The organism is Dolichospermum circinale AWQC310F, from assembly GCF_000426925.1.
Classification (GTDB): domain Bacteria; phylum Cyanobacteriota; class Cyanobacteriia; order Cyanobacteriales; family Nostocaceae; genus Dolichospermum; species Dolichospermum circinale.
In genome coordinates this window covers 37,171-61,462 of record NZ_KE384679.1, presented here as the reverse complement: position 1 = coordinate 61,462, position 24,292 = coordinate 37,171, and the positions used below count along the sequence as shown (strand labels likewise).

Below are 24,292 nucleotides of genomic sequence, written 5' to 3'. Positions count from 1 at the left end.
CAACATTATTTTTTTAACACAATTATGACCCATCCCTTTCTCAAACATCTACATAGTCCAGAACGTCCCGTTATCGTTTTTGACGGCGCTATGGGAACAAACCTACAAAGCCAGAACCTCACGGCTGAAGACTTTGGAGGGGCGCAATATGAAGGTTGTAACGAATACCTAGTTCATAGTAAACCGGAAGCCGTCGCCAAAGTTCACCGTGATTTTCTGGCAGCTGGCGCTGATGTCATTGAAACTGATACCTTTGGTTCTATGTCCATAGTCCTAGCAGAATACGACCTAGCAGACCAGGCTTATTATCTCACCAAAACTGCCGCCGAACTGGCCAAAAGCGTCGCTGCGGAATTTTCCACCCCGCAAAAACCTAGATTTGTCGCTGGTTCTATGGGACCGACAACCAAACTCCCCACCTTGGGGCATATTGATTTTGACACAATGAAAGCCTCTTTTGCGGAACAGGCAGAAGCCTTGTTCGATGGTGGTGTGGATTTATTTCTAGTAGAAACCTGCCAAGACGTGCTGCAAATTAAAGCTGCATTAAATGGAATTGAGGAAGTTTTTGCCAAAAAAGGGGAAAGAAGACCATTAATGGTGTCTGTCACCATGGAAAGCATGGGAACAATGCTGGTAGGTACAGAAATCAACGCCGTTCTCACGATTTTAGAACCTTACCCCATTGATATTCTGGGTTTAAATTGCGCCACCGGTCCCGACTTGATGAAACCACATATCAAGTATTTATCAGAACATTCCCCATTCGTAGTTTCCTGTATTCCCAACGCAGGTTTACCGGAAAACGTCGGTGGTCAAGCACATTACCGATTAACACCCGTTGAATTACGGATGTCGTTGATGCACTTTATCGAAGACTTAGGTGTCCAAGTGATTGGGGGTTGCTGTGGGACACGGCCAGCACACATTCAACAATTGGCGGAAATTGCCAAGGAGTTAAAACCGAAAGTTAGACAGCCGAGTTTAGAACCAGCAGCCGCATCAATTTATACCACTCAATCCTACAACCAAGATAATTCTTTCTTGATTATTGGTGAACGTCTTAACGCCAGTGGTTCTAAAAAATGCCGTGATTTACTTAACGCCGAAGACTGGGATGGTTTAGTCTCAATGGCGCGGAGTCAAGTCAAAGAAGGCGCACATATCCTAGATGTTAACGTTGACTATGTGGGACGGGACGGCGTGCGTGATATGCACGAATTGGTTTCTCGTATTGTGAATAATGTTACACTACCTTTGATGCTTGATTCCACCGAATGGGAAAAAATGGAAGCGGGGTTAAAAGTCGCTGGTGGTAAGTGTTTACTCAATTCTACTAATTACGAAGACGGTGAACCACGATTTTTAAAAGTGCTAGAATTAGCAAAAAAATACGGTGCAGGTGTAATTATTGGCACAATTGATGAAGATGGCATGGCCCGGACTGCGGACAAAAAATTTCAAATTGCCCAACGTGCTTACCGTCAAGCTGTAGAATATGGTATTCCGCCCACGGAAATATTTTTTGATACTTTAGCCCTACCTATTTCCACTGGGATTGAAGAAGATCGGGAAAATGGTAAGGCGACAATAGAATCAATTCGTCGGATTCGCCAAGATTTGCCCGGAAGTCATGTCGTGTTGGGTGTTTCTAATATTTCCTTTGGCTTAAATCCAGCAGCGCGGATGGTACTAAATTCCATGTTTTTGCATGAAGCCATGAATGCGGGCATGGATGCAGCAATTGTCAGCGCGAGTAAAATTTTACCACTTACTAAAATCGAACCTCAACATCAAGAAGTTTGTCGCCAGTTAATTTACGATGAACGCAGATTTGATGGTAATGTCTGCGTTTATGATCCTTTAGGAGAATTAACAACAATTTTTGCAGGAGTCAAAACTAAACGTAATACGGGAATTGATGAAAATTTACCAATTGAAGAACGTTTGAAACGGCACATTATTGACGGTGAACGTATTGGTTTAGAAACTCAATTGACAAAAGCTTTAGAACAATATCCTCCCCTAGAAATCATCAATACTTTCTTATTAGACGGGATGAAAGTTGTGGGTGAATTGTTCGGTTCTGGACAAATGCAATTACCTTTTGTGTTACAATCAGCGGAGACTATGAAAGCTGCGGTTGCCTATCTAGAACCGTTCATGGAAAAATCGGAATCCGGTAATAATGCGAAGGGAACTTTTGTAATTGCTACTGTCAAAGGTGATGTACATGATATTGGTAAAAACCTGGTGGATATCATTTTATCTAACAATGGTTATAAAGTGATTAACCTGGGCATTAAGCAATCTGTAGAAAACATCATTCAAGCTTACGAACAGTATCAACCTGATTGTATTGCCATGAGTGGATTATTAGTAAAATCCACCGCTTTTATGAAGGAGAATTTACAGACTTTCAATGAAAAGGGTATTACTGTTCCCGTGATTTTAGGTGGTGCGGCTTTAACTCCTAAGTTTGTTTATCAAGATTGCCAAAATACTTACCAAGGTAAGGTTATTTACGGTAAGGATGCCTTTTCTGATTTGCATTTTATGGATAAATTAATGCCGGCCAAAATAGGAGGCAATTGGGATGATTTACAAGGGTTTTTGGATGAAGTTGCGGAAAATGGACATGAATCAGTTGAGGAAAAAGGTGGGCAAGATGCCCACCCCACAATAGATAATACTGGTATTAAAAAAGAGGTTGATACGCGGCGTTCTGATTTTGTGGCTGTAGATATTGAACGTCCAAAACCACCTTTTTGGGGAACGCAGTTTTTACAACCTGATGATATTTCTTTGGAGGAATTATTTTGGTATTTGGATTTGCAAGCTTTGGTGGCTGGACAATGGCAATTCCGTAAACCCAAGGAACAATCTAAGGAAGAATATCAAGGGTTTTTAGCTGATAAAGTTTACCCGGTTTTAGAGGAGTGGAAACAGCGAATTATTGAGGAAAATTTATTGCACCCTCAGGTGATTTATGGGTATTTTCCTTGTCAGTCTGTGGGGAATAGTTTATTGATTTATGAAACGAACCACGGAGGCACAGAGGACACGGAGGTAAGGGTTAGTTTTGAGTTTCCCCGTCAGAAGTCTTTGAATCGCTTGTGTATTGCAGATTTCTTTGCACCCAAGGAGTCGGGAATAATTGATGTTTTCCCTATGCAAGCGGTGACTGTGGGGGAAGTGGCCACGGAATTTGCTCAAAAGCTGTTTGCTAATAATCAATACACTGATTATCTGTATTTTCATGGTATTGCTGTGCAGGTGGCGGAGGCTTTAGCCGAATGGACTCACGCTAGAATCCGCCGGGAGTTAGGTTTTGGTGATTCTGAACCGGATAATATTCGGGATATTCTGGCGCAGCGTTATCAGGGTTCTCGGTATAGTTTCGGCTATCCGGCTTGTCCAAATATTCAAGACCAGTTTCAGCAGTTACGGTTGTTGGAGGTTGAGAGAATGAAGATGTACATGGATGAAAGTGAACAACTTTATCCTGAACAGTCTACAACGGCGATTATTGCTTATCACCCAGCAGCGAAGTATTTTACGGCTTAGTCTAACTTAATCACCCCCTCTATTTCACAATCGAGGGGGGATTCAATACAGAGTATGTTATATTTCATAAGGTGTCTGCCAGTTGGGAAATCAAACAGCTAACTGCTTGCGCGATCGCCAGTTTTGAACATTTTAGCATTTTTGGTATTAATTAACCAATGACCACTGACCAGTAACGTGAATCTTGTCTAGATTGGGCGTTTAAATTCAATATATTCATGAGCATTTCCACTTCCGTATTGAGTGATTTACTCAAGTCACTTCCCTATCTGCGACCCCAGTTATATTTTAAGGCTTCACTAACGGCGCTCTCCCATGCCATAGAAGATCAGGTTTTGGCGGCTAATTTAGACCAACCCTTGATCATTGCTAGTTTCCAGAAAGAGCGATTCTATCGTCAAGAAGCCCATCGTTATCAACGACTTGGGGAAAAAAGTAAGCAAGTATATGTATTATCTGCACCAGAGACCGAGTTTGCTCAAGCTGCTGATGACTATGAAAAGATAGCTTTTGAGCCTGATGATGGGTTAACTCAAGAATGGCATTTAGTAGTGGTTGCTGATAACTATTCTAGCTGTTTGATCTGCCGTGAAAGTCTTGGTTCTCAGTCCAAAAATCAACATATCCCAGAAATGATTCCTAGTTTGGATATGGATACAGCGCGAAGATTTGAGGGAATTTGGACATCGGAAAAAGGAACGTGTCTCAAGGCCGCCCAATTGTTATTAAATAGAATTAAGGTTTATCGGCCGGATTTAGCCCGGAAGGTTGATCGAGTCAAGCAGCGGTTTAGAATTGGTGAATCATTCAACAAGTCAGGAGTTAATTCCAGCCATGAATATGCTTGTGATATTGATACAGATCCCTTTGTGCAAAGATTGGTAACATATCTCCAAGCTAGTCAGTATAAACTACATAAAGCTTACCGTTCAATTGCGGCTCAAGCTCGGAAAGAAAGGTTAGTAAATTCCATTAGTACAGCAATTAGGCGATCGCTTGATCCACGGGAAATTCTGGAAGTTGCGGCTCAAGAGTTGGGTCAACAGTTACAAACCTGTCGGTGTCTAATTTATCGCGCCCAATCTACAGATGGTAAAGCCATAATTGAGCATGAATTTTTAAATTCTGATGTCACATCTGTACTAGGTCAAAGTTGGGAGTTACAACATAATCCTCTATTTCAGCAGGTAGTAGAGCGGGGGGAGGGAGTATATGTAGTTGATACACAAACAGATAGTCAATTTAAGAAATCAGCGACTTTATCGAAAATTGTCCGGCAGTTTGGGGTGCGTTCTTGGTTAATAGAACCTGTATTATATCAAGGAAGACTTCTGGGAATTGTGGAGTTACATCATTGTCATTTTCCCGCCCATGAGTGGCAACCAGGGGAGGTAGACTTAGTACAAGCTATAGCGACTCAAATTGGTGCAGCGCTGATTCAAGCCGAATCTTTTGCAAATTTAGAAGAACTCAACCAACAACTAGAAGCTTTAGACCGAACCCGGAGGAATTTAATTGCTATTACAGGCCATGAACTTCGCACCCCGCTATCTACCATTCAAGTTTGTTTAGAAAGTTTGGCGGTAGAACCAGATATGCCTCGGGAATTGCAACAGGTGATGTTGAATACCGCGCTTTCTGATTCGGAAAGAATGCGGAAACTGGTACAAGACTTTTTAACCCTTTCTAACTTAGAAAGTGGCCGGGTAGAATGGCATCCTGAATCATTAACCATCCAAGAATGTGTAGATTTAGCGCTGAGTCGTTTACGGACGCGCTCCAGCCAAGAAAAGCTACCGCAAATTAAAATCCAAATTCCCCAAAATTTGCCTTTAGTCAGGGCTGACGGTGATTGGTTGGTGGAAGTATTAGCCAAACTTATAGATAATGCTTGTAAATTTACTCCGGCTTCAGGAAAGATTACTATTGATGCCATTAGCACCGTTGAGGAGACTCTAGAAGTCATCATATCGGACACAGGCAGGGGAATTGAACCTAACTGCCTAGAAATCGTTTTTGACCGCTTTTACCAGGAGGAAGGGGCATTACGCCGGACGACAGGTGGAACTGGATTGGGTTTAGCAATTTGTCGGCAAATTGTCAATGGCTGGGGCGGAAAAATTTGGGCCCAGTCTGCTGGTAAAGACCAAGGTAGTCAATTGCATTTTACAATTCCCATTGTGCTGGGTAGTTAGGAGCAGTTAATAACTAAAGTGACTAAAAACTGTTACAGTCTATAACGGAATCGCAACATAAGTCGAGTTCCGATGTTAGTATGCCCTAAAAACCTACAAGAGATAGATTATGGCAACTCTGACTGGCAAAACCCCAATCTTTGGTGGCAGCACTGGTGGTCTACTCACAAAAGCGGAAGTAGAAGAAAAGTACGCTATCACCTGGACTAGCCCCAAGGAGCAAGTGTTTGAAATGCCCACTGGTGGCGCGGCTAAGATGGTAAAAGGCGAAAACCTGCTATACATTGCTCGCAAAGAGTATGGTATTGCTTTAGGCGCGCAACTTCGCAAGTTCAAAATCACCGATTACAAGGTTTACCGCATTTTACCAAGTGGCGAAACCACTATGATTCACCCTGCTGATGGTGTCTTCCCTGAAAAGGTAAATGCTGGACGTTCTATGGTTCGTCACGTAGCCCGCAGAATCGGTCAAAACCCCAATCCCGCACAAATCAAGTTCAGCGGTAAAGCTACTCACGATGTTTAATCGTGAGTAGGTGATAGGTAATGGGTAATGGGGAGAAAACTTTGCCCCCTTACCCATGACAAAAAACTTGTTTACGAATTTTAATTGTTAATTTCTAATTATTTATTTATGATATTCCCCGATTTCGAGCAGTTTCAGAACCTGACTAGCCAAGGTAATTTTGTTCCCTTGTATCAAGAATGGATCGCCGACTTAGATACGCCTGTATCTGCTTGGTATAAAGTTTGTGCAGATCAACCTTATAGCTTTTTGCTGGAATCGGTGGAAGGTGGGGAAAAATTAGGACGTTATAGTTTATTAGGTTGTGATCCTTTGTGGATTTTGGAAGCCAGGGGTGATCAAACTACGCAAATACATCGAGATGGTTCTCAACAAGTTTTTACAGGTGATCCCTTTGCAGTTTTATCTGAATGTTTAGCACCTTATCATCCAGTAAAATTACCAGAGCTACCTTCAGGAATTGGCGGTTTATTTGGGTTTTGGGGCTATGAATTAATAAATTGGATTGAGCCGCGTGTACCAATTCATGCTCAGGATCAGCGCAATATCCCTGATGGATTATGGATGCAGGTAGACCAGTTATTGATTTTTGACCAGGTAAAACGGAAAATTTGGGCGATCGCCTACGCTGATTTACGTAATTCAACTGATTTAAAGGTAGCATATCAAGAGGCGAGCGATCGCATTCAGGAAATGGTCAGAAAGCTATCTTTACCTCTATCACCAGAAAAGACCAAATTATCTTGGACAGCACCTAGAAACGGTGCGAAAGGGGGAATAGAGGAATATACTAGTAACTTTACGCGCCGAGAATTTTGCGCTAGTGTGGAAAAAGCGAAAGCATACATTAAAGCCGGTGATATTTTTCAAGTAGTCATTTCTCAACGCTTATCCACAGAATATACGGGTGATCCCTTTGCTTTGTATCGTTCTTTACGTCAAATCAATCCCTCACCTTACATGGCCTATTTTAACTTCCAGAACTGGCAAATTATCGGTTCTAGTCCCGAAATTATGGTGAAAGCTGAACGCGATGATCAAGGAGAAATTATCGCTACAGTGCGACCCATTGCGGGAACTCGACCTAGAGGAAAGAATAGCCAGGAAGATGCGGCTTTTGCGCAAGATTTACTTCAAGACCCCAAGGAAATCGCTGAACACGTGATGTTAATAGATTTAGGACGCAATGATTTAGGGCGGGTATGCAGCAGCGGTAGTGTTAAGGTGGATGAATTAATGATCATTGAACGCTACTCTCATGTGATGCACATTGTCAGTAATGTAATGGCTAAATTAGCACCTGGTAAAACGGCCTGGGATTTACTGAAAGCGTGTTTTCCTGCGGGAACTGTCAGCGGTGCGCCCAAAATCCGGGCTATGGAAATTATTAATCAGTTGGAACCGAGTCGCAGAGGTGTGTATTCTGGTGTATATGGATATTATGATTTTGAAGGACAATTGAATACTGCGATCGCTATTAGAACTATGGTATTACATAATCAAACTGTAACTGTCCAAGCGGGTGCGGGTTTGGTAGCTGACTCAGAACCGGAAAGGGAATATGAGGAAACTCTGAATAAAGCGAGGGGTATGTTGGAAGCCATTCGTTGTTTACGATGAGTTTATTGTTTAATCATTTTTTCTCTCGCGGAGACGCAGAGACGCAGAGAGTATTTGTTAATTCGTCTTGTCTAGCTTTGTCGTGCTTATATAAAGAGGATGGTTCTTCCTCGTCGGTATCTAGCTTACCAGGTTTCTTGATGCTTGTCAATAGTTCTTACTTTTAAACTGTGAAATTATTTTTTTAGTTAAGGGAGTTTTTTCTCTCGCGGAGACGCAGAGACGCAGAGAGTATTTGTTAATTCGTCTTGTCTAGCTTTGTCGTGCTTATATAAAGAGGATGGTTCTTCCTCGTCGGTATCTAGCCTACCAGGTTTCTTGATGCTTGTCAATACTTCTTACTTTTAAACTGTGAAATTATTTTTTTAGTTATTGAGGTTAGAGGGAAAGAATTAAGTTGAGTATGTTTAATTCATGGGAATTTAAGAGGTACTTTTCTGTAAAAACTTTATTTCTGATTTCTTCTAAGCTATAACTTCTAAACACAACAAATGGAAATTCTCGATAATTATGACCTATTGGTAAAATGTTTCCCACAGGATATAATGAACGAATATAAATAGATAAAATATCTTTAAAACGTTGATCTTCTGGTTCTTCTATGTTACTTTCAAAATAATCCTTCATCACTTCTCCACTGATAAAAGCAAATAAAGGTAAAGCATAATATTGGTCATTTTGTTGAGTTTTTTGGACAAAATTTTGAGTTTTTGGAGGTGCATTTTTGAGTTTTTCTATTAATTCTATAGCATTTCTAACCGCATAAGTGAGACTTTCTGGATAGTTTTTATTTCTACTAATACTTTGCAAATTTTTCCATAATTCAGTATTAGCATATTTTTCAATATCTAATAACCGCATTTGATAAGACTCTTTAATTTTTTTAGTCGGTACTATTAACATACCTCCACTAATATAACCTAATTCCAAAGGTTTAAAATCCAGTAATTTATCAAAAGTTTTCGCAAATTCTAAAAAGTTGTTGTTAAAATTTTCTCTAATAGTTAAATAACTTGCTTCTGTATTTTTTTCTATTACGAAATCTCCATCTTTCATTAATGATTCTAAACCGGTAAATGCTTGTTTTAATGATGAATGACTTTTATTTCTATTAAATTCTTTTTTGAGTTGAGAAATTAAATTTTCTATTTGACTAGAAAAACTCTCCCCCGCAGCAAAAACCGATTTTCCCCCAATGGGAATAAGAATATATGGTTTCCTACCAATAATACCATAGCCTTGGATTCTCGTCATAATAGATGCTTTAAGAATGAGTAAAATATTTAATAAACTTAAAGCACTTTCTTGTACAGAAATTTGGGGTTCATCTTGGTAATAAGTAGCACGTTCAGCTAAATAGAAATTAAGATATTTATCTTGATTATCTATGATATCATTTCCTCGACCTCGATAAATTACTTGAATTATTTCCATGAGGTTTTTTTCAATTTCAAATTTAGGAATTTCTACTAAAATATGTGTTGCTTTGGGAAAGGATAAACCACGACTTCCTGAAGCAGTCATAAATACAACTTTGACGGTTTCTTGATATTGTTTAATTTCCTGTTTTTCCTGTTCAGAAATGTTTGCGTGTATTTCTAAATAATGGGTATTTTTTACAAAGTTTCCCGGTTGTAATTTTTTTTGAATTTCATCAATTATTTCTGCTAATTTGGGTTTATTTTGGATGTAAACTATAATTTGTGATATTTCCGGGTTTTGGAATAAAGTTTGAATGTCGTTAATAATTTTTTCTTGGACTATTTTTTCTAGCTGCGATAGAGATTTATCTTTAAGTTTGGTATTATTGATAAATTTACGAGATTCAATAATAATTTGATAGTTGATGGTTAAACTTTTCGCAGGATAGGTATTAGTATTAATGATGATAGATGGTAAGTTGTTAAATGTGAAATGTTCCACAGATAAAGGTTGAATATTTGACTCTGTTTTGCGAAAAAAGATTTTATTTGGTTCGGGGATACTGTCTTGTAAATGTTGACAAATGACATTTTTATCAACGATAGAAGCATCAGCAACGATAATTTTTGTATTGAAACCATTTTCAGGTTTTGTAAGTTGATAATTTTTGACTATTTTGTGAATACCTGATAAAAATTCTACTCCTCCTTCATCCCCAGTAATTTCATCTATCATAATAAATAGATGTTTGATGCGACGAGAAATTTTCTGCATTTTTTCAGGAAAAACGGTATTTTCTCTAGTATTATATGCGTCACGAAATATTTTTTCTAAGTGTTGTAAAGTATCTCCATAGTCGGTTTTTTTCAATGACTGAGTGGAACTAGTCGCAATAATTTGATTATGTGCTTCACTTTTGATGAGATGATATAAACCTTCACACACACTATTTAAAACTCCTTTGGTTTTTTGTCCAATATCCTGAAAAGTATCATCACTAATATGTTCTAGTCTGTTTTTTCTTTTTGACTTTCTTTCAATATTTTCTATGTTGAGAAAATCAACTGGTCCTAAAGTAAAATCATTTTCATAGATGTTAGATGTATATGCTACAGAATATTTACCAAAGTTATCTTGAATCAAATTACTATCACTATTGATAGCGAAAATTCTATCATCAACTAATTTTCCAGTGTGTTTATCTTTGAATTTTTCAAAAATATCTAAATTGACTTGTTTTCGAGGACTGACATAGAATAATAAAAAACCTTCATCTTGATGTTGTTTCAGAAAATCTACTATGCCGGTAGTTTTTCCAATTCCTGGGTTTCCTGTGAGGAAGATATAGGTATTTTCTGAGAGTAAATATTTTTTAATTAGTTGGTTGTGTGCTTGTCTAAAGTTGCATTTTTCGGGTAAATTTAAACTAGTAATTAGTTCTGGAGGTACGGGAGAAACAGAGTTATAAAAATCTGTAATTGTTTCTGTGTGTGGTGGTAAAATATTAATTTGATTAGGGGTAATTCCTAAAAGCGATTTTACTAGTTTTCTCCCTTCCTCAAAACTATAGTAAGCGTTACGTTTAATTTTATCTAAAACTCGAGAACGTGCGTAACTAAGTTCTTTTTGTTCTTTTTTATCATCGTGTTTATAAATTTGATAACAGGTTTGGAAAATTTCTAGATTTTCTGCTGGAATTGAGATAGTATTAAATGAGCGATCGCTATATCCAACCGCATTACATAGGAATTTCGATAGATCTGGAATCAGCTTATTTTGTTTAAGAAACTGACAGAAACTATAAATATAACCAGCAGCTTGAATTAATTTCGCACTTTCTTTATCCTGATATTTAAAAGCTGTAAAATACTCTTTTAAACCGGGAGAAAAATCTAAACCTAATGATTCGGTATCAATACGCAAGTTAGAAAATACACTTTTAGAACGAAGATAGTTAATATCTCGCATTAACAACCCACGAATAATTTCTACATAGTCAATATCTTCCATATCTTCATCTGTGTGAATAGCAAATACTGATAAGTCAAGACATAAAACGCGATACTGACGTTTATATTTTAATAAAATTAAATTATCAGCATTGAGAAATTCACCTTTTGCTTTATATTTATTAATATTTGAAGCACTAATTTCTAAATTTCCAAATTGATACAGAACATTTTTAAACCATTTTTCACTATTAACCTCATAAGTACCAATACTATTATCACCATTAAAGCAACATTGATAATATAAAACTTCCACATTTTCTAATTTACTCTTTTCATACCATCCTAAAGACTTAAGATATTCTCGAAAGAAGTTTAAACCACATAAAAAACCTTTTTGTAAGAAAAATTGACACCATTTTTCTGCTAATTCTCGATTTAATTTACTGACAACTTTATCAATAATGCGTTTTTTCATTTGAGAAAATTTGAGATTTTCCAATTCTTGACGATATAAATTACCAAACCCATTTTTGATATTATTTTGTTGAATATAAGATAAAATACCAATATTAAATCCTACTTCAAATAATCTTCCTAAATCATCTCCTATTTTTGCTGTCATTATCTTACCTTTACTTAATTATTGTGTACATTCTTAATATTTATTACACATTGTGGTTTCCTACAGATTTATCTTTATTTAAAATTCCCTTGACGTAAGTTAAAAAAGCAAGAGAATTAAAATTTCCCTTATTGCGACTATGGGGAAATAAAGCAGCTTGACTTACTGATTCATCCCCAATTAAATTTTGATAAGGATCTAATTTTAATTGAATCTTACCTGATTTTTCATAGCGAGAAAAATGAAATAAAGTTAAACATTGTAAAATCTCATTTTTTAATTGATTATCATTATTGTCATCATAGATTAAATCCTTTTTAATATCTTTATCATCTAAAATTCCCTCATACATATTTAATAATGTCGCATAGGACATCACTCCATGATAATTTACATCATTCGCAACTTGTAAACCATTAAACAAATTAAAGAAGATTACAGATTGTTTGTTTTTGTCCTCAGCTACACTGGTAAGTTCTAAAGTATCTTGAATATATAATGATGTGGATGTAATCTCATTTTTCATTTTCACAACATAGTATTTTTCAAAAAACATGGGATAAATTTTAATATCAGGTTTGTCTTTTATGAATGCGGTAATCACATTTTTGGACATGAAAAATAGTTCTTCATCTTTCACGGTTTAGGTAATATGTAATGTGGTACTGTAAGGAACTTTCGCTATATAAATAAAATGTCTGTACCCTTTTTGATAAAGTTTATTGACATTATCAACTATGACAGTAGGATATTCAAACATTTTCTCATGATCATCAAAATTTTCTGAAAAAGTTTTAAAAAGTTGAAATCTCACACTTTTAGCTTCCGTTTGTAAGGTAATAATTTCTCCCATTAAATTAGATTTTTTATCTTTCATTCCCCATTTACTATCACTTTCTCGACTGGAAACTACGATAATTGCTAGTTTATCAATCTCTTTAAATTCAAAATTATCTGTCGGTAGAAATTGGAATTTTTTGGGAAAAACTGAATATAATGAATTGAGAACATTAGGAATTTTAAACTTAATTTCATTTTGACTAGCAGTAATTACTATTCCCTGTTCATTACTACGGTATCCATCGTTAAATAAATGTGATAAGACCTTAGTTAAGTCAACAATGAATTTTTCAATAATCACATCATTATCCGTCTTTTGTTTAAGATGTATTCTTAACAAAGGAATAAATATTTTACTTTGTTTTTCTAAAATCACATGAAGACAGATATAAGCTAATAAACTGTAGGTAATTTTGTAAATTATTTCTTGATGAGATTCTAATTTAGGAGTTTCTAAACGATGGGTAAAAATGAGTAATTTACGATGTACTAAGTTTTTGTTATAAAAATCTTGACATTTTTTATCTTCCCTCCCTAAAAATATCGCTGGTAAAATTTTAATACCTGGAGGAATATCATATTCCATATTAAAGGTTTCCTTCTCTTGTGTTTCCAGAAAATTAAGTTCACTAATATTGATATTTGCGCGAAGTGTAATAAGTAAGTTGGTCTGCGTGGTTGCATTTCCTACATTGATATATTTTAAACAATCTTTAAAGTTTTTCCTCAATGCTTCTTTAAATATGGTTTCTCTTTCAACTATAGTATCAATGTCAGTTTCTAAAATACTGTTTTTGACAGAAATATGTACAGGATATTCTCTACCTATAAATGATGTTTCTCTTTTGATTAAATTTATTAAAACTTTCTTGAGAACATTAATTTTATTCTGAGTTTTATACTCATTAAAACATTTACACAAATTTCTCAATAATTTCTTTTTTGCTTCTTCATCATTACCTTGTAAAGTTGATAAGATAATATTTACTTTTGCTAAAGGATCATATTCTAATTCTTTTCGAGGATCATAATCTACTGCGGTAGGATCTTGACGAGATGCAAATATGAAATAATATAAAAATGCAATCTTCAGGACTTTATACGCAAAACCACTTCTTTCTGAATCATTCGCAATTGCTTGTTGATGTTCTTCAGGATTTAAAAGATTCAGGTTATAATCAAAAACTGTTTTACCACCATAAGCTTGTACTTTACCATCAAATTTCAACTTTAACCCAAAGGTAAATTCTATTTTCTCTTTGTCAGGATCTTCTGTTTCTCCTAAAAAACCTTCAATATTAGGAATAATTGGTAATATATCATACGCTTCACTGCGAGAAAACATACTTTGATAATTAACTAATGTTCCTGCATAATTAACTTCATATTCTCCATCTGCTTTATTACTATCGTTAATATAGTCTTCTAATAAGTACAGTCTTCTAATTAAATCCTGTAAATATATCTTACCTTTAAAGTTGTCATCACTAGCATTTTCATCAATATTTTCTAAGAGAAATTCTAAATATTTAATTTTAGTTAATTTTTTTAATTTCCCTAATGTTTCTTGGTTGACTAGATTTTGTACACTGTAAATATCTGAGTTGGGATTGTTGGCTAAGTTGTCAATAATATCTTCTAATTCTTCTCTATCTTGTGAATTTATATCAGCAAAGTTGACATCAAGATAATTATTGATTCCTGTTAATAATGTTGCAGAAAAATCACGAGGTTTATCTACAGAAATTTTGACTTTATGTGCTTTTAGTAGTTTTTTATTTGGACTATTTTTGTTTCTCTTGACTGTTAATCTTTGTTTTTGGAGATTTTTCGCAGGAAGAAATGGATAGGTAAAATCTAAAAGGGTTTCTTTGGTTTTCTCATGTTTATTATATTCTCCTTTAAATGTCTGTAAATCTGTCAGTAATTGTTGAATAAATTGAAATCTATTTATTAATTGATTTGCTGGATTTTTCTGAATTGCTGTGGTTAAATGTTGCTGAATATAACCAGTAATTTCTTTAATTCTCTCAATAAATAAATCTTGGGAATTGGCGCTAAAATTCAGAGTAGCACTACGTACTGATCTTTCGTTTCCTAATGGATTAGCTGGGTTTAATTTAATTACTTCATTAACTACTTGATTAATATTAATTAGTACCCGTCTGTTATCAGTAGATATTTGAAATATCTGTTGATTTTCAATAACTTTTAATATCTTGTCCAATAAATCAGTATAATCAACATTAGCTAGGTCTGAATTTGTGATGATTCTATTCATTTATGCCCCCTGGTTTCGTCCTCAACATTACACTTATTAAATTATAAACCTTTAAGTCTTGTCAAGTCAATACATAATACCAAGAAAAATCCCCGACTTCGGTGAGAGGTCGGGTATCTGTTACACCAAAGCTGCTACCTTCCCCAACAAACCCTGAAATAAGCGTAAACCGTCGCTATTACCTAAGACTTGATCTGCTGCTCTTTCTGGATGTGGCATCATTCCTAATACATTACCTTGAAGATTGCAAATCCCCGCAATATTGTTAAGTGAACCGTTGGGATTTTCTTGATAACGAAATAAAACTTGTCCATTGGTTTCAATTTCTGCTAAAGTGGTTTCGTCACTGTAAAATCGCCCCTCTCCGTGGGCAATGGGTAAAGTTATCACTTCTCCTTGCGTATAACCATGAGTCCAAGGTAAATTATTACGCTCTACCTTCAGGGGAGAGCGATCGCAAATGAAGTGCAGGTCTTGATTTCTCGTCAATGCCCCAGGTAACAAACCAGACTCAGTTAATATTTGAAAACCGTTACAAATACCGATGACAAATTTACCTTGTTGTGCATGATCAATCACTTGCTGCATAACTGGAGAGAAGCGAGCGATCGCACCACAACGTAAATAATCCCCGTAACTAAAGCCACCAGGAACAATTACCACATCTACATCAGTAATGTCTGTTTCTTGGTGCCAAATCATACGAGTTTGTTGTCCTAGCAAATCTTTAGTAACATAGGCGACATCACGATCACAATTAGAACCTGGAAAAACTAAAATACCGAATTTCATAATTAGTCAGTGGTCAGTAGTGAAATAATTACCAAATTACAATTTCAAAATGCTCCCGTTTGTGATTCCACTTCAATCAAATCAAAGCGATAATTTTCGATCACGGGATTTGATAGCATTTCGTAACAAATTTGATTTAAGTCTCGACGCGCTTTCATTTCGTCTGGTGCGACAATAATTAACTCAATGTATTTACCAATTCTCACCTGTTCCACATTATCATATCCCATTTGTGTGAGTCCAGATTGTACAGCCACACCGGCGGGATCTAATACTGAATTTCTCAAGGTAACAAAAATTTTAGCTAAATATTTTCTTTGCATGAGGCCTTGGCTAAAAGCTGCGATCACTATACTATAACTTTTATGTTGCAACTGAGTGAAAATATAATTAGGATTTAGCAATCTAGGGGTAATTGATCAATTACCCCTACCATAGATACAAATTTAACAACCCATGAGAAACATTCGCACCCGTAGTCAAGAAAGGATTTTAAACCTGTTAAAAAATATTAAACACAGCATTTCTGCCCAGGATATTTACGTAGAATTACGTAATTTTAATCAAAGTCTGGGTTTAGCAACGGTTTACCGTTCCCTAGAAGCACTGAAACTAGAAGGCTTAGTACAGGTAAGAACTTTAGCAAATGGTGAAGCCCTTTATAGCTTAGTACAACGGGATAAACATCACCTAACTTGCTTACAATGCGGTATTTCCATACCCATTGATCAATGTCCTGTCCACGAACTAGAAAGACAATTACAAACCAGTCATGAATTTAAAGTTTTTTATCACACCCTAGAGTTTTTTGGACTGTGTAAGAAATGTAAGGCTAAAGCTGGATTTTCATAATTAAAATTACTTAATTAAGCCGAACCAGTTGTAACTGCGTCTAGAATTTTCGATTTCCGTGGTCGTGGTCGCCAAGTCCTCTGAGTAAAGTTTTGTATGATCAAGCACTGCAAATATCTCCAGCTAAGAACTGACAGAAACCTGACTCAAATATAAAACTGGGGTAATTTTGTTCAAAATGAGAATAATAGCTCGATGTGTTGTAAAATTGGGTTAGGCCTAAATCATGCTGGATTTGTCTTAGTCATCTATAGCTGAAAAGTAAATTCAGCCAAGATAGCTATGGAGATGATTGTGGAAAAACAAAAGTTAAATACAAATAAATGATATTATGAAAGTAGGCGATCGCGTGCGTGTTAAAGAATCAGTAGTGGTTTATCACCATCCCGAACATAAAGGTCAGGCTGTTGATATCCAAGGTACAGAAGGGGAAGTAGCCGCCATTGTCACCCAATGGAACGGGAGGCCTGTCAGTGCTAACTTCCCAATTTTGGTGCAGTTTAGCAAAAAATTCAAAGCTCATTTACGCGATTTTGAACTAGAAATTATCTAAGTCACCAATTAGCGGCGACAAAACCAGGCCATAATATTTAGTTCGCCGCGCATCTTAGCTAAGTCTTGACGGTTTTGGGCTGCGGTTGTATAGTACCATTCACAATGCTTTTTAAAGTCAGAACGGGTATTAACTTCATGATAAAATTCCCGCACTGTTTGATGAACAGCAAATACTTCCTCAAATTCGGGTTGAGGTGAGGGAGCAATGTGTGGTAATTCTTTACTCATAAGGTCATGGGGGATAGGTGATTGTTAAATCCAGCCGCGTAGCCAATAAATAAAAATACCCAGATACTCTTTTAAAGCAACTGTAAATTGATGCAAATTGTCAGTATCGGGGAGTAATTTGAGAATAGCAGATTTGGGTGTGCTAGTAAGTTCTTGTAAATCATCTTGACTGACAATAAAGTCCGTAGGTGTGGGAATGACATCAATACCTTGACGCTGAAAAATTTTCAAAGCCCGTGGAGTGTGCATTGCAGAAGTTATTAATAATACTTTCTTAATTTGACGTTCTGCCAATATTTTACGGACATTAACCGCATTCTGATATGTATTCAGAGAATCTGGCTCTTGGATAATTACCGCAGAGGGGACACCAATAGATGTAAGAATAGTTGCCATATCTGCTGATTCTGGAGAACCACTACCACGCCAGTTAATACGACCTCCGCTGAGGATAATTATAGGAGCTTTTTTCTGAAAATAGAGTTGAGCAGCATAAATAATGCGATCGCCAGCTTCACTTAAATCTACCATTGGACGCGGCCAACTTGCTGATTTAGTTCCTCCACCCAAGACCACTATAGCTTCAGCCTGGGGAACTTGAGAAGAAGGGATATTTTGCCATTCTAGACTGCGTATCATGTACTTTGCCACCCAAGCATTACCACAAAGCAGTAAGATAGCTAAAGATAGAGAAATGGCTATAGTCGCAATGCGGGGACGTTTCCGCAAAGTCACCAAAGCTATGATTAAACTCACACTAGCCAATCCCAAAGGGTAAAAAAATAGTGGTAATAATTTAGACAGATATAAAAACATATTTATTTTCTTGGTTTCATCCTAGCGTCAACTTAGTGACACTAATAGTATACTGCTTTAGGATTTAGTATTATATTTGTTATCCAGATAGGATAAAACCATGACAGAGCAAAATTATCAATATCAATTTGGTGGTAGTCTTCCTCCCAATGCACCCACCTATGTTACACGCAAAGCAGATGAGGATTTATATCAGGCTGTCAAAGCCGGGGAATTTTGTTTTGTATTGAACTCTCGACAAATGGGAAAATCAAGTTTGCGAGTTCGCACCATGCAAAGATTACAACATGAAGAAATTGCTTGTGTGGCTATTGATTTAACTACCATTGGCACATCAGGGCTAAATTCTGAACAATGGTATAATGGCATTATTAATCATATTTCTGAAAGTTTAAAATTAGAGAATAAATTTGATTTAGATGCTTTGTGGGAAGAAAATAAACGACTTTCTAACGTGCAGGTTTTTGGTAAATTTATTGATCGAGTTTTAAAATTAATTTCCACACAAATTGTAATTTTTATTGATGAAATTGATAGTATCCTCAGTTTAAATTTTCCCGTTGATGATTTCTTTGCCTTAATTCGTGCCTTTTTTAACCTCAGAGTTGATAATCCTGAATATAACCGCATTACCTTTGTATTATTGGGAGTTGCTACACCATCAGAATTAATTCAAGATAAAAAACGGACTCCTTTTAATATTGGTAAAGGTATTGAATTAACAGGATTTACTTTTAAAGAATCTCAACCCTTATTACAGGGATTAAGTGTTAAGACAAATCAACCTGAAGAGTTATTAGAATTAATTTTAAACTGGACTGGTGGACAACCTTTTTTAACTCAGGAAATTTGCGATTTAGTTTTAAATTCTCCTCAATTATCGGAAAATAAAGCAGAATGGTTAGAAAATATAATTAGAACTAAGATTATTAAACAAACGCAGGATAATCATCACCATTTTGGCACTATTAAACAGCGGATTTTAAGTGATGAACAAATAGCAGGTGAATTATTAGATATTTATCAAAGAATTTATCAACAAGGACAGTTAGTTATTCAAAATACTTTAGAGGAAAGAAAGTTACAGCTGTCGGGTTTGGTGGTGAAAAGAAATAATCACTTACAGATTTATAATCCTATTTATCGAGAAGTTTTTAATCAACAATGGATTGATAATCAATTAGCTGATTTACGTCCGTATTCTCAGTCTTTCAATGATTGGGTAAAATCAGATTATTCGCATAAGCACCTGTTAAAAGGTAAGGTATTAAAAGAAGCTACAGTTTGGGCAAAAGATAAAAGATTAAGCTCTTTAGATAAACAGTATTTAGATGATTCTCAAAAATTAGAATATAAAAGAAATATTAAGAATATATTTGTGGTTTTCACAAGTGTTGCCACAGGGGTGATAGTTGGACTTATAGGTGCATTTAGTTGGTATCAGTATAAATATGCTTTTTGTTCTATTGGAGAAAGAATAGAAGGGAGTGATAAATGCGTTAGAAATATTAAAACTAGTGGTGAACAATCTAAAATATTTATTGATGATATAAATTTTCATCTGGATAAGGGAAGCGAATATTTTAAAAAAGGAGATTATGAAAATGCAGAGAAATTTTTTTATTTAGCTAAAGAGGCTAATCCTAATGACCCAATTCCCCAAATATATTTGAATAATACTAAAGCCAGGTTAGCAAGTCAAGCAGGGAAAGGAAAAGCTTTAAAACTGGCAGTTGTAGCTGGAATTGATTTTTACAAATTTACGGCCGAAGAAATTTTTAGAGGTGTAGCTGATGCTCAAGATGAATTTAATAAAAGTGGAGGAAAAAATGGCAGATTGCTAGAGATAGTTATTGCAAATGATGGTAATGAACCACAAATATCAAAAAAATTAGCAGAAAAGTTAGTTAATGAGTCAGATATTTTAGGAATTATTGGACATCATGCAAGTGAGAGTAGTGAGGTAGCAATAGCCATTTACAGACGAAAAGGATTAGCAATAGTATCTCCTTCAAGTTCTAGCAGCAAATTGAAGGACGATGTATTTTTTCGAGTTATTAAAACTACAACAGAAGCAGCCAAACTTTATGCAAAGTATATCAAAAATACTTTACATTCAGATAGTATAGCAATTTTTTACGATCAGAAAAGTGTTTATAGTCAAAGTTTGCAAGAAGATTTTATAAAAGCTTTTGATGATTTAGGAGGAAAAGTTGATATTAATAATACTTCTGTTTTTGATCGGGAACAAACAAGTCCAACAGATATTGATGCAGAAATTAATAATATCATCTCAAACCAAATAAAAACAGTTTTTTTAATACCTGGTGTAAAAACAAGTTCAGTATTAAGAGCTTTTGCAAGAGCGAGTCAGGAAAAAACAAAAAAACTGAACATAGAAAACCTGAACATAATATTCCCTATGTCTGTTTTTGAACAGCCAACTTTAGATATAGGAGGTGATGCTGTTGAGGGTGCAAGTTTGTCCACACCTTGTGTAAACAAAACATCTTTATATATGAAAGGTGCAATAAAAAGATGGCAACAAAAAAATATTTATTGGCGTACCATGACTGGATATGATGCAACCCAAGCATTCATTGAAGCTATTAATAAATCATCGAATGAATCGACAAGATCAGAAATTCTCAAGAATTTGAAAACTCTGACACTCCCTGTTGAAAAAACCTCTGGCTATGGATTAAATTGGTCAAAGGAAAATGGCTATTTGTATCAATCTAATATTAATAGTTCATATTGTATGTATAAGATTGAAAATGGTCAATTTAAAGAAGTTTTGGTTAAGTAGTCTACCGGAAACTTATCCAAGTTATTTCACATTAGCGAAAATCATTGATTTTGTTGGGTTTCACTGCGTTCAACCCAACCTACTGATCTGAAAATTGATTTTCTATATCTCTAGATTGATGAAAAATTCTGACAATTTCTAAACTCGCAGAATCTTGAGTATAGAATATAATATATGGCTTAACAGGAAAACTACGAAGTCCTGTTTGTAGTTCATCTCTTTTTGTTCCCATATTAGGAAATTGAGCTAACATCGGAAATTTATCAAAAATTTGTGCGATTTTTTGGTCTGCTAATATTTCATTTTGTTGAGCGAGATAAATCCAAATATCTTCTAAATCTTTCTCTGCTAGTTTTGAAATCCGAAAGCGATTCATTCAGATATTTCTCCTTGTAGACGTTCCCGACCTCGTGCTTTAATTGAATTTATGAGAGTAGATAAGTTATTTTCATCGTATTCTGTGTATTCACCATTTTGAAGTTGTTGAATACCTGCGGCTATATCCTGTTTTAAGGATTCAATATTTTGTGTTTTCCGGTGTTCAGTTAGTCGAGAGTGTTGAATTTTTTCTACTAAGATTTGGTATTCTTCTTGAGAAAGTGAAAGGATAATTTGAGTGAGAGAGTCAAGAAGTCGTGTATTGATTGTAGTAATGGGTTGGTTCATAAGGCAATAATAACCTGATTATCTCCATAATATACTATAAAACCTATAGCAGTAGAATGTCAGAAATATACCCCTTAATTTTCGCAATCGCAGATAAATAATATGTAATACTAAATTAGTGGAAGACTATTGTTAAGTTGATGGACGAGAAAATATGTACACAGCAATAATTAAATATTCTGGTGATTGGTGGTTAGGTTGGATTGAAGAAATTCCTGGTATAAATTGTCAAGAAGCAACAAGAGAAGAATTATTAGAAAGTTTACGAATTACACTTTTAGAAGCATTAGAATTTAACCGTCAAGATGCACTAGAAGCTGCGGGTAATGATTATGTTGAGGAAGCTATCACAATAGGAAACGTGGTGATTTATTACGCCATTTACAAGAGCATGGGTGTGAGTTTATACGTGAGGGTTCTCGACACTCTTGGTGGTGGAATCCTGAAAAAAATAGGAGGTCAGCTATTCCTCGACATCAAGAAATTGATGATATTCTAGCGAAAAAGATTTGTAAAGATTTAGGCGTACCTTTTACTAGGTAAAATTTGCCTATCAACTATTTGAATCTACCTTAGTAATGATGGTAAATACAATGTTGGGTTTTGTTTTTTGTATACCAAAAGTAAGATATAATTTATGACTGATAAACTAATTTTCCCTCTAATATGGTTTTCAACTTTCTTGGTAAATTTTTAGGTAAAACCCCACAACCCAAACCCACAGAAATCACAGGTTTAATCAAAATCTCAGGATGTGAAAATCCTAAACGCTGTGGTGATATAATTTTTGTTCACGGTTTAGGTGGCCACGCAAGGTCAACCTGGCACCCTCAAGAATTAGCAAATGATGATAACTTTTGGTTAACATGGCTGGCACAAGAAAGACCAGATTTAGGGATTTGGTCTTTTGGTTATAATGCTGCACCCTTTGAGTGGAAAGGTGCAACAATGCCACTTTTTGATCGTGCTAGTAATTTATTAGAATATTTGGCAGTTAATGATATTGGCAAATATCCAATTATATTTATCACTCATAGTATGGGTGGTTTATTAGTCAAAGAAATGCTGCGAAATGCTCAAACTTTTAACAAAACAGCAGTTATTAAACAAACTAAAGGTATTGTATTTTTATCCACTCCTCACACAGGTTCTCATTTAGCTAATTTCGTAAAAAATATTGGGATTTTTACGCGCAATACTATTAGTGTTGATGAATTACAATCCCATCTTCCCCAATTGCGTCAACTCAATGAATGGTATCGGCAAAATGTTGATTTAATGGCAATTACCACAAAAGTTTATTTTGAAACTAAAGCAATTTTAGGAATTTTAGTTGTAGATCCAGATAGTGCTAACCCAGGTATTAAAGATGTTCAACCTACTGCAACAGATGATGATCATATTTCTATTACCAAGCCAAAATCACCGGATAATTTAGTTTATAAAGGTGTGAGTCGGTTTATTAAAGAACAGTTATTAACTATTTCTGAAAAACCAGCAAATACTTCTTCTTCTCTTTATATCCAACGTCCAGAAATTGAAAATAACTGTTATCAAAATATCCAGCAACCAGGAGCATTAATTCGCATTAAATCTCCCCATAAAATGGGTAAAACACAGTTAATTAGTCGCATTTTTACTCATGCTAAAGAAAAAGAATATCGCACCGTTTCTATTAATTTATGGAGTCCAGAAATATTAACTGACCTCAATACTTTTTTACGGAGTTTTTGTACAACTCTTAGTTTAGAATTAGGACTCGAAGAACAAATAGACCAATATTGGCATAAACGTTTAAGTAGTCAAATAAACTGCACTAATTACTTAAAAAAACATCTGTTGCAAGTCATTGATAGTCCTTTAGTATTAGGATTAGATAATATTGATGAAATTTTCCCTTATCCTGAAATTACTCAACAATTTTCTGCTTTATTAAGAGCTTGGCACGAAAACGCCAAAACAGAAGAAATTTGGCAAAAACTACGTTTAGTAATTGCCCATTCTCAAGATGTTTATGTTTCTATAAATGTTAATCAATCTCCTTTTAATGTTGGTTTGTCCGTTGAAATAGGAGAATTTAACAACACACAAATAAAAGAATTAGTCCAACGATATGGTTTAAATTGGTCAGATACAGAAATCAACGAATTAAAATCAATGATTAATGGCCACCCTTATTTATTAACAACCGCGCTGGAAAAAATTACCCAAGATAATTTAACTTTATCCCAATTTCTCAAAATTGCTCCCACTAATCAAAGTCCATACAGCGGTTTTTTAAAATCCTATCTTTTAGAATTAGAAAAAGATGTCCTCTTAAAAAGAGCAATGCAACAAGTAATTAACAGTAATATTCCTATTCCAATAGATTCTAAACAAGCCTTTAAATTACGCAGTTTAGGTTTAATTGAATTTAAAGGAAATGAGGTACAATGTCTTTGTAATTTATATCGGCTTTATTTTTCCAGTCGTCTTTAAACGACTTTTGCTATGAGACTCTGAACTCATTCAGAGCCGGTGATTGGGACTGGTGTAAGATATAGCACTTT

Annotated in this window: 19 protein-coding genes; 9 read left to right on the top strand and 10 right to left on the bottom strand. The window is 35.3% G+C overall.

Annotation, left to right across the window (positions count from 1 at the left end):
• Positions 1-24 precede the first annotated feature (24 nt).
• The 4 genes from metH (at position 25) to trpE (ending at position 7,908) form a co-directional block, all read left to right on the top strand.
• A complete protein-coding gene (gene metH, locus ACIR310F_RS0110480) occupies positions 25-3,567 on the top strand; it encodes a methionine synthase (RefSeq protein ID WP_028083792.1) in 3,543 nt (1,180 codons plus the stop codon).
• Positions 3,568-3,785: 218 nt separating this feature from the next.
• A complete protein-coding gene (locus ACIR310F_RS0110475) occupies positions 3,786-5,762 on the top strand; it encodes a DICT sensory domain-containing protein (RefSeq protein WP_028083791.1) in 1,977 nt (658 codons plus the stop codon).
• A gap of 106 nt (positions 5,763-5,868) precedes the next feature.
• The gene (locus ACIR310F_RS0110470) at positions 5,869-6,288 is read left to right on the top strand and encodes a photosystem I reaction center subunit II PsaD (protein ID WP_155963748.1); all 420 of its coding nucleotides are present in this window, start codon (positions 5,869-5,871) and stop codon (positions 6,286-6,288) included.
• Positions 6,289-6,396: 108 nt separating this feature from the next.
• Positions 6,397-7,908, top strand: coding sequence for an anthranilate synthase component I (trpE, locus tag ACIR310F_RS0110465; protein ID WP_028083789.1), 1,512 nt, complete (start codon positions 6,397-6,399; stop codon positions 7,906-7,908).
• A 13-nt stretch (positions 7,909-7,921) separates the two neighbouring features.
• Here the strand turns inward: trpE and ACIR310F_RS25485 are convergent, their stop codons facing one another.
• The 6 genes from ACIR310F_RS25485 to purS form a co-directional block, all read right to left on the bottom strand.
• Positions 7,922-8,059: a hypothetical protein gene (locus ACIR310F_RS25485; protein WP_155963746.1), complete on the bottom strand. Its 138-nt coding sequence runs from the start codon at positions 8,057-8,059 to the stop codon at positions 7,922-7,924.
• Between the two features lie 227 nt (positions 8,060-8,286).
• Entirely contained in the window at positions 8,287-11,904 is a 3,618-nt protein-coding gene (locus tag ACIR310F_RS0110460; RefSeq protein ID WP_028083788.1) for a helicase-related protein, read from the bottom strand.
• A gap of 43 nt (positions 11,905-11,947) precedes the next feature.
• Positions 11,948-12,544, bottom strand: coding sequence for a hypothetical protein (locus ACIR310F_RS26760; RefSeq protein WP_231387474.1), 597 nt, complete (start codon positions 12,542-12,544; stop codon positions 11,948-11,950).
• A 3-nt stretch (positions 12,545-12,547) separates the two neighbouring features.
• On the bottom strand, positions 12,548-15,025 hold the full coding sequence (locus ACIR310F_RS22105) for a hypothetical protein (protein ID WP_231387472.1): 2,478 nt from the start codon (positions 15,023-15,025) through the stop codon (positions 12,548-12,550).
• Positions 15,026-15,145: 120 nt separating this feature from the next.
• Entirely contained in the window at positions 15,146-15,817 is a 672-nt protein-coding gene (purQ, locus tag ACIR310F_RS0110450) for a phosphoribosylformylglycinamidine synthase subunit PurQ (protein WP_028083787.1), read from the bottom strand.
• Positions 15,818-15,861: 44 nt separating this feature from the next.
• The gene (purS, locus tag ACIR310F_RS0110445) at positions 15,862-16,140 is read right to left on the bottom strand and encodes a phosphoribosylformylglycinamidine synthase subunit PurS (RefSeq protein WP_028083786.1); all 279 of its coding nucleotides are present in this window, start codon (positions 16,138-16,140) and stop codon (positions 15,862-15,864) included.
• A 133-nt stretch (positions 16,141-16,273) separates the two neighbouring features.
• Between purS and ACIR310F_RS0110440 the strand changes: the two genes are divergently transcribed.
• Positions 16,274-16,669, top strand: coding sequence for a Fur family transcriptional regulator (locus tag ACIR310F_RS0110440; RefSeq protein ID WP_028083785.1), 396 nt, complete (start codon positions 16,274-16,276; stop codon positions 16,667-16,669).
• A gap of 331 nt (positions 16,670-17,000) precedes the next feature.
• A complete protein-coding gene (locus tag ACIR310F_RS0110435) occupies positions 17,001-17,222 on the top strand; it encodes a ferredoxin-thioredoxin reductase variable chain (RefSeq protein ID WP_028083784.1) in 222 nt (73 codons plus the stop codon).
• A gap of 8 nt (positions 17,223-17,230) precedes the next feature.
• Here ACIR310F_RS0110435 and ACIR310F_RS0110430 read toward each other — a convergent pair whose 3' ends face one another.
• Complete coding sequence (locus ACIR310F_RS0110430) at positions 17,231-17,452, bottom strand: hypothetical protein (protein WP_028083783.1); 222 nt, start codon at positions 17,450-17,452, stop codon at positions 17,231-17,233.
• A 24-nt stretch (positions 17,453-17,476) separates the two neighbouring features.
• A complete protein-coding gene (locus tag ACIR310F_RS0110425; protein ID WP_028083782.1) occupies positions 17,477-18,268 on the bottom strand; it encodes a YdcF family protein in 792 nt (263 codons plus the stop codon).
• A 100-nt stretch (positions 18,269-18,368) separates the two neighbouring features.
• Between ACIR310F_RS0110425 and ACIR310F_RS23650 the strand changes: the two genes are divergently transcribed.
• Positions 18,369-21,077 carry an AAA-like domain-containing protein gene (locus ACIR310F_RS23650; protein ID WP_051289560.1) on the top strand — a complete coding sequence of 903 codons (2,709 nt, stop codon included), beginning with the start codon at positions 18,369-18,371 and terminating at the stop codon, positions 21,075-21,077.
• Between the two features lie 79 nt (positions 21,078-21,156).
• Here ACIR310F_RS23650 and ACIR310F_RS0110415 read toward each other — a convergent pair whose 3' ends face one another.
• Positions 21,157-21,453: a type II toxin-antitoxin system RelE/ParE family toxin gene (locus tag ACIR310F_RS0110415; RefSeq protein WP_028083781.1), complete on the bottom strand. Its 297-nt coding sequence runs from the start codon at positions 21,451-21,453 to the stop codon at positions 21,157-21,159.
• The gene (locus ACIR310F_RS0110410; RefSeq protein WP_028083780.1) at positions 21,450-21,743 is read right to left on the bottom strand and encodes a hypothetical protein; all 294 of its coding nucleotides are present in this window, start codon (positions 21,741-21,743) and stop codon (positions 21,450-21,452) included. Before ACIR310F_RS0110410 ends, ACIR310F_RS0110415 begins: the two co-directional genes overlap by 4 nt.
• A gap of 405 nt (positions 21,744-22,148) precedes the next feature.
• Between ACIR310F_RS0110410 and ACIR310F_RS24300 the strand changes: the two genes are divergently transcribed.
• Together ACIR310F_RS24300 and ACIR310F_RS0110400 are read left to right on the top strand one after the other, a co-directional pair.
• Positions 22,149-22,286: a type II toxin-antitoxin system HicA family toxin gene (locus ACIR310F_RS24300; protein ID WP_071604819.1), complete on the top strand. Its 138-nt coding sequence runs from the start codon at positions 22,149-22,151 to the stop codon at positions 22,284-22,286.
• A gap of 123 nt (positions 22,287-22,409) precedes the next feature.
• Positions 22,410-24,221: an AAA-like domain-containing protein gene (locus ACIR310F_RS0110400; RefSeq protein ID WP_028083779.1), complete on the top strand. Its 1,812-nt coding sequence runs from the start codon at positions 22,410-22,412 to the stop codon at positions 24,219-24,221.
• Positions 24,222-24,292 lie beyond the last annotated feature (71 nt).